Origin of the sequence: Mesorhizobium sp. M1050 (assembly GCF_040318715.1) — a bacterium.
Taxonomy (GTDB): Bacteria; Pseudomonadota; Alphaproteobacteria; order Rhizobiales; family Rhizobiaceae; genus Mesorhizobium.
This window is the reverse complement of record NZ_JAMYMV010000134.1, coordinates 1-7,264: the sequence shown is the minus strand read 5'-3', so window position 1 is coordinate 7,264 and position 7,264 is coordinate 1. Positions and strand designations below refer to the sequence as shown.

General features: G+C 60.5%; 3 protein-coding genes and 7 pseudogenes. 3 read left to right on the top strand and 7 right to left on the bottom strand.

The genetic code is table 11. The features are described 5' to 3' along the window. Positions 1 to 456 (top strand): annotated as a pseudogene (locus NKH57_RS33050) (IS6 family transposase); the annotation flags it as partial. Positions 457 to 542: 86 nt separating this feature from the next. Next, complete coding sequence (katE, locus tag NKH57_RS33045; RefSeq protein ID WP_352950518.1) at positions 543 to 2,657, top strand: catalase; 2,115 nt, start codon at positions 543 to 545, stop codon at positions 2,655 to 2,657. Positions 2,658 to 3,422: 765 nt separating this feature from the next. On the opposite strand, the pseudogene NKH57_RS33040 reads toward katE, so the two are convergent. Beyond that, positions 3,423 to 4,433, bottom strand: a pseudogene (locus tag NKH57_RS33040) (IS110 family RNA-guided transposase); the annotation flags it as partial. A 25-nt stretch (positions 4,434 to 4,458) separates the two neighbouring features. On the opposite strand from NKH57_RS33040, the pseudogene NKH57_RS33035 reads away from it, so the two are divergent. Beyond that, positions 4,459 to 4,653 (top strand): annotated as a pseudogene (locus NKH57_RS33035) (hypothetical protein); the annotation flags it as partial. Between the two features lie 17 nt (positions 4,654 to 4,670). Here NKH57_RS33035 and NKH57_RS33030 read toward each other — a convergent pair. The 6 genes and pseudogenes from NKH57_RS33030 to NKH57_RS33005 all read right to left on the bottom strand — a co-directional run. Continuing rightward, positions 4,671 to 4,918: pseudogene (locus NKH57_RS33030) on the bottom strand (dihydrofolate reductase family protein); the annotation flags it as partial. A 209-nt stretch (positions 4,919 to 5,127) separates the two neighbouring features. Further along, positions 5,128 to 5,262 (bottom strand): annotated as a pseudogene (locus tag NKH57_RS33025) (IS5/IS1182 family transposase); the annotation flags it as partial. Positions 5,263 to 5,423: 161 nt separating this feature from the next. Then, the gene (locus NKH57_RS33020) at positions 5,424 to 5,933 is read right to left on the bottom strand and encodes a recombinase zinc ribbon domain-containing protein (protein WP_352950516.1); all 510 of its coding nucleotides are present in this window, start codon (positions 5,931 to 5,933) and stop codon (positions 5,424 to 5,426) included. A gap of 128 nt (positions 5,934 to 6,061) precedes the next feature. After that, positions 6,062 to 6,220, bottom strand: a pseudogene (locus tag NKH57_RS33015) (recombinase family protein); the annotation flags it as partial. Positions 6,221 to 6,397: 177 nt separating this feature from the next. After that, on the bottom strand, positions 6,398 to 6,781 hold the full coding sequence (locus tag NKH57_RS33010; protein WP_352607553.1) for a recombinase family protein: 384 nt from the start codon (positions 6,779 to 6,781) through the stop codon (positions 6,398 to 6,400). Positions 6,782 to 7,160: 379 nt separating this feature from the next. Further along, positions 7,161 to 7,264 (bottom strand): annotated as a pseudogene (locus NKH57_RS33005) (IS5/IS1182 family transposase); the annotation flags it as partial.

Here is a 7,264-nt window from a genome sequence, read left to right as displayed (position 1 = left end):
GGCCAATGGATGTATCTCTACCGCGCCATCGACAGCCTCGGCGACACGGTCGAGTTCTTCTTCAGCGAAAACCGTGACCTGGTGGTGGTCAAACGCTTCCTCCGCAAGGTGCTGAAGCGCCATGGCTGGCCGGAGCGCATCGTCATCGACGGCAGCCAGACCAATTACGAGGCGATCCTTTCCTGCGACGCTGAAAGCCGGCTGCGGCAGCGATCGCGGCGACCGCTGAAGCCGATCCGCATCCGCAATAGCCGGTATCTCAACAATCGGATTGAACAGGATCACCGGCGTATCAAGCGCCGCGTTCGAGCCATGCTCGGCTTCAAGTCGCAGGCGAGCGCCGTGGTTATCCTCTCCGGCATCGAGATGATCCACATGATGCGCAAGCGACAGGCGAGGTATGCCTACAATCCCAGTCTGTCGATCGCTGAGCAATTCGATATCCTCGCTGCCTCACGGACAGGCCGAAATGGCCGTTCACAACCCCATTTCCAGGTTTGCGACAGAGCCCACATTTCTCAAGCGTTTCAAAGGAGAGCACTATGCCGCGTAAGCCAGTAGCCGAAGCCAACGCACCGACAGCCACCGTCCACGACTTGACCTTGGTCAGAGGTCAAGGAGGGGAATTGCATCAGGTTGCGGAGGGTGACACTGACGTCCTGACAACAGCCCAGGGCGGCCCGCTCTCAGACGATCAGAACACTCTCAAGATCGGCGCACGTGGCCCCACGCTGATCGAGGATTTTCATTTCCGCGAAAAGATTTTTCATTTCGACCATGAACGCATTCCTGAGAGGGTTGTGCACGCGCGTGGCTATGGCGCGCATGGCTTTTTCGAAACCTACGAGTCGCTCGCAAAATATACGCGCGCCGACATCTTCCAGCGGGTCGGAGAAAAAACGCCGGCATTCGTCCGGTTCTCGACGGTGGCCGGCAGCAAGGGGTCATTCGACCTCGCCCGTGACGTCCGCGGGTTTGCCGTGAAACTCTACACCAGTGAGGGCAATTGGGACATCGTGGGAAACAATATCCCGGTGTTCTTCATCCAGGACGCGATCAAGTTTCCCGATGTAATCCATTCGGTCAAGCCGGAGCCTGACCGTGACTTTCCGCAAGCCCAATCGGCGCACGACACATTCTGGGATTTCATCAGCCTGACGCCGGAATCGATGCACATGATCATGTGGGTGATGTCGGATCGCGCCATCCCGCGCTCTTTCCGCTTCATGCAAGGGTTCGGCGTGCACACCTTCCGGCTTGTCAATGCGGCCGATGAATCGACGTTCGTGAAATTCATCTGGAAGCCCAAGCTTGGCATGCAATCAGTCGTGTGGAACGAAGCGGTCAAGATCAATGGCGCAGATCCCGACTTCCATCGCAGGGACCTCTGGAATGCCATTCAATCCGGCGATTTCCCCGAATGGGAGTTATGCCTGCAATTGTTCGACCAGGAGTTTGCCGACAATTTCGACTTCGACATCCTTGATCCGACCAAGATCATTCCAGAAGAGATCTTGCCGCCAATACCTGTGGGGCGCCTTGTTCTCGACCGCATGCCGGATAATTTCTTCGCCGAGACCGAGCAGGTCGCGTTCATGACCCAGAATGTTCCGCCTGGCATCGACTTCAGTAATGATCCGCTGCTGCAGGGCCGCAACTTCTCCTACCTCGACACTCAACTCATACGCCTGGGCAGCCCCAATTTCACGCAGCTGCCGATCAACGCGCCGAAATGCCCATTCCATCATTTCCAGCAGGACGGCCACATGGCGATGCGCAACCCGGTTGGACGGGCCAACTACCAGCCGAATTCATTCGGCGTCGGCCCGCGCGAATCCCCTGAGCGTGGGTTCCGGCCGTTCGCTGACGGCGAGGAGGGCCAGAAGGTCAGGCTTCGTCCCGAAAGTTTTGCCGACCACTACAGCCAGGCCGCCCAGTTCTTCAACAGCCAGACCCCACCTGAGCAACGCCACATCGCTCAGGCCTTGACCTTTGAACTGAGCAAGGTTGAAACCCCAGCCATCCGCGAGCGGATGATCGCGCACTTGCTGAACATCGATGAGGGTCTCGCTGTCACGATCGCCGACAAGCTTGGCATCACCGAGATGCCGAAGCCGGCCGACGCCGCTGTATCGCCGCGGACGGATCTCGAGCCCTCGCCAGCGCTGAGCATCATTGCCAATGGCCCGGAGAGCTTTGCTGGCCGCAAGGTTGGTGTCCTGATCGGCACCGGCACGGACGCCGGTCTCTTCAAAGCCTTACAGACTGCCATTGAGAATGAAGGGGCCGCTATGGAAGTCATCGCGCCAAAGGTTGGCGGTGCGGTGGTCAGCGATGGCACCAAGATTGTGGCCAAGCATATGATCGATGGTGGCCCATCGGTATTGTTTGACGCGGTCGCCATCCTGCTCACCGAAGAGAGCGCCAATCTGCTGGCCGGCGAAGCAGCGGCTCGCGATTTCGTGGCCGATGCCTTTTCTCATTGCAAGTTCATCGGCTTCACGCCCGGCTCCTTGCCGCTTCTGGCCAAAGCGGGCGTCGAGCCCGGCGCTGACGAGGGAATGCTGCCGCTGGCCGACAAGGCGAGTGCCACGGATTTCATTGAAAGTTGCCGGGGTCTGCGGCTGTGGGCGCGGGAAGCGGCGGTCAAACTGTAAGACCGCGTCTTTCAGGCTTGCAAAAAGGGGCCTGCAAAGTGGGCCCTTCATTTTGATGAAGTTCTGACAAAGCGCCGCGGCTCCGAATGAATGGCGTGCGACCGGTTCTCGTTTTGAACCGTGCGGTGACCTACGTATCGGTTTGTGAAGGATCAACAGCGGCTTCACCATGTGATTGGGGCGAACGTGAGCCCAACATCAGCCAGCACGGTCGCGATGTCCATGCTGATTGACACCTCCTCCTCAAGGCCAAGACGACAGGTAGGCTGAACATCAATCGGACTAGGAAGAACTCCGCTCACCGGTATTTGACTAGAGCAACACACTGCGGTGACAGGAGAGGCTAAGGCGGCTCTGTCGCAAACCTTTCGGTAAGCGGAGCATGGCAAGAAACACTCCTCAGCTGTGGAGAAGCACGTGATGTTCAAGGGCCGCCATTTCGACCAGTCGGTGATCCTGCTTTGCGTGCGCTGGTACCTGGCCTCACATGGGCTTCTTGGGGTCAAGGATTAAATTCAGCAACGCATGAGCAGAACCCCAGGACTGTTTCGGCATCCAAGGTCTGAGCCCGATTTGCATGACCGGCCGTCTCCGAGCACGATCAACCTCACATGCGGTCGCCGTTCAGTACGGCTGCACCAATATCCCGCTTGCGGCGAGCAAGGGCTCAGGAGGATGAAACCATTCTACAAAACGGGCATTCAGGCCATGCCAGGTATCGGTTCATCCACCTGGATCGGCCAGGACTGATCGGGTCCTGGCGGATTACGGGATTAGGGTCAAACAGGCCTTCATCACGGCGCCTTCGATCACGATGCCGGCGGTTACATACTTCCAGAGTGCGACTAGCAGCTTGCGGGCGAGCGCCACAATCATTGTCTTACGCATCCGCCCGCCGTTTTGCTGAACGCGTCCACGGAACCAGAGAGCAAGCGCCGATTGCGGTTGATGGCGCAGCCATAGCCAGGCGAGTTGAACCATCGTCGTTCGCAGCCGCGGATTGCCGGATTTCGACACGCCTTGCTCACGATCGAGCGAGCCGCTTTGCCAAGGCGTCGGCGCAAGGCCGGCGTAGGCCGCCACTTGCCGTCGGTTGTCGAAATGGCGGAACAACCCTTCCGACCAAAGCATGGCAGCAAACTCCGGTCCGATGCCCTTCACGTCTAGCAACATCGCCGCCGAGGTGGGCGTTGCCGCGTCTTGCGCCTCGGCCAGCAACGCGGCTCGCTCCGCCTCCACGCCTCCACGCCTCCACGCCTCCACGCCTCCACGCCTCCACGGCCTTGACTTGCTCGAGAAGCAGTTCCAGCCGATCGAGTTCGCGGCATATCTGCGCTTTGAGATGCGCTGGCAGCGCTCTGCCATCGCCGGTCCGCAGTTCCTCAAGCCGTGCCCGCCGATCGCGGCGCAGCGGTTCGTATCCGGAGATGCCCTGTGCAAATAACAATCCCTTGATACGGTTGACGTGGCTCACCCATTCGCCGGTTAGCACCTTGCGCTGTCGAGTAATGCGACGGCGGTCTTCCTCTTTCCGGCCGGGGGCCTTGACCATCGCGCACACCCGCGGCTCGCCGCGCTTGTAGGCCAGCAGCGCCCGCACCATGGCTTCGCCGTCGATCCTGTCAGTCTTCGCCTGTCGGCGACGGGTCGCGATCGAGGCGGGATCGACGACGTGGCTTTCGATCCCTTCAGGAGCCAGAACCCGTCGAGACCGGCTTCCTGGATCACAATGATCGGAAAGTGTCGTTCCGTTCGCGACAGCGCCTTCTCAAGAAGCCATGAAAGGCGCGCCAGCAGCCCGGTGGACCGCAACTTCCTCCGCGGCCATGCTGGCGATGGGATCAATGCGCTGCTCGTCGCCGCAGGCCAAAATCTGCGCCTGATCCTCACGGTTCTCGCTCTTTGGCTTGCCTGGTGCCTGCAAACACTCCAGTCGAAAACGGCGAAATCGGATGCTTCCATCCCTCTTCACGGGTTCGGAATATCAACGCCTTAACCGTTATTCAGGGCCGACTCGATAAACGCCATCTGCAGTTTCCCTCCGCCGAGAACCCACACATCTCCGTCGCTGAGACTTCGGTAATGAGATCGTCTACGTCGCTGCGCGTCTCCAGATGTCCCTTAGGACTCGGAATCGGCTGGGACGTGACAACAAGAACACGTTGGTCGTAGTAGGCCCAAGGGGCGTCGTCCCTGGCGAGAAAGTCATAAGTGCCTCGCCCCATGACAATTACCCTGATTCGCTTGATGAATTTGCGGTAAAGGCAGACGGCTGACGAACCAAGCTGCACATGCCGAGCGAATGGGTTGGCAGATGGCCAGCATTTGGCAGGGATCCCTAATCTGGTGGGCGTTCAAACGCGACGCCGATCCTGAAGCGAGTATCCGGACCGTACTCGAAGACTGGTGTCGGAGCGTCGGTGCGATGTGGGGGATCATTGGTGTCTGAAACGGAATGACCGCCATATTTTCAGATCCTTGCGAGGCGTCGGGTGAGCAAGCGGATGTTTGCGATGAAGACCCAGGCCTGTGCGGATTCGATGGATCGCTCGAAGTCCTTGGCCAGCCTTCGGCATCTGCCCAGCCATGCGAAGGTCCGCTCGACGAACGTCTGTACAATGTTGCGTGGAACTGGTCATTTTGCTTGGTGATTTTGGGCGGGCTGGGCCATCGAGCGGGGGAACCCGGAAGATGATCTCGATGTGGGCGTCGTCGATTTCGACCCGACGAACCACGGAGCGGATGATCTGCCGCATGCCGGCCCGATCAAGGCCGGCGAGCCCTGCTGTCACCTTCTTCCAGACGGCTGATGAGGAGTGAGAGGTCGCGTTCGTTCTCGGCCACTTCGACCGCCGCTCGGTGCCGCTCCTGAAGCTGGGAGAGGCGTTGTTTCAGGCCAGCGATACGCGGTTCGAATTCCGCCTTGTCGATGACGCCTTCGGCATAGCTGTCGATCAGCCGGCCGATGCCGCGACGCAAGGTGGCCATCTGTCGTTCCAGGCGGACGATCTCATCCGGCTCGCGGATTTCGTCGCGGGCTTGGCGGAGGCGGCGGCGATATTCGTCGGCCACACGACGCGGGTCCTCCAGAAGGCCTTTCACCTGATCCCACACTGCTTCTTCCAGGTGATCGCCGCGCACCGCCGGGTTATTGCACACGGCGTGGCCGCTGAAGCGGTAGCCATCCGCACTGATACAGCGATAGTAGCGCAGCGTGTTCGTCGGGTCATACTGCGGGAACTCGGGGCGCGCTTGCCATAATAGGCGTAGCCGCAACGCCGACAGACCGTAAGGCCCTGCAGCAGCCAGTCCGCGCCGGGCATGCGTTGGCGCTTGCGCTTGCCGTTCTCCTCAAGCTGTGCACGGGCCGCCTCGAACACGGTGCGATCGACAAGTGGGGGAACACGGATCTCGATCCACTCTTCAGGCGGAACGAGAACGCGGCAAGTGGCCCGCGACGAGGGCTGCGGATCGCCGCGGATTGGCCGCAACCGTGGTCGTGGTGGCAAGTAGCGGGCTCGCCCGAAAGCGGCGCGTCCGACATAGGCGGGATTGGCAAGCATACCGCGGATCGTGGAGGCGTGCCAATGCATGGCTCCTGCCCATGCATGGCTCCTGCCCGCGTTTGGCAGCCCATCTGCTTGAGCCGCCGGCACACGCGCTGACGGAGCCGGAACGGGCCGCGTGACGACGACCGCGACGGCTCCGCTCGAGGATCTTGGCCCGCTCATATTCGGCGATCACCCCCTGACCTGGAGCAAAAGATCATCTTCGGCCGTGCCACCAATGGGGCGGTTCAGGAAGACGATGTCCACACCGGCACGACGGAACTCGTCGATCAGCAGCGCCTGATGGGCGTAGCGGCGGGCGAGCCGATCGGGAGCATGGACGTAGAGACGCTCGACGTGGCCACTGGCAACCGCATCCCTCAGCCGCTCCAGCGCCGGGCGAAGCAGAATCGAACCGCTGTAGCCGTCATCCAGATAGCTGTGACCTGGCTCAAGCACGAAGCCATCGGCGGCAATGCGTTCCTGCAACGCAATGACCTGACTGGCGATCGTGTTGTCGCGCGTCTGGGCCTCGCTGGATACCCGTGCATAGAGCGCGCATCGCATCTCGGTCATTGCTCACCTCCCGATCGCGCCATTACTTCCTTCACCTTCGATGAGCGGCCGGAGGACCGTCCGGCCGCTGGCTTGTGCGCCGTATCATCGGCACAAGGCGGGCACAGGCCTCGAGCAGATGTTGGGGGCCGGTTCTTGTCGCTTCGAACGACACATGCACGCGCAGCACAGGGCGATCCTTGCGCCGGACCATGTGCGCCTCCATCGGCCAGCTCGCAGCTGGGCCGTCGATGGCGCATTAAATCCTGTGGTGGCTCTGATTCGCCCGCGACAAATCGACTCGCATTCCGACCGCGACGAGCCTCAACAAGCTGCCGCTTACGGCTTGGACGCTCGATGCGCACCGACCACTCAAAGGCAAACTTGGCAACATTGTACAGCGGTTCACGACCCATCGGTGCGGCAGGACTTCGAAGCCTTTGGCGCTGTCCGACCGCTTGACGATCTCCATGGTGAACTTGCCGATCTTTTGCAGGGCGCCCC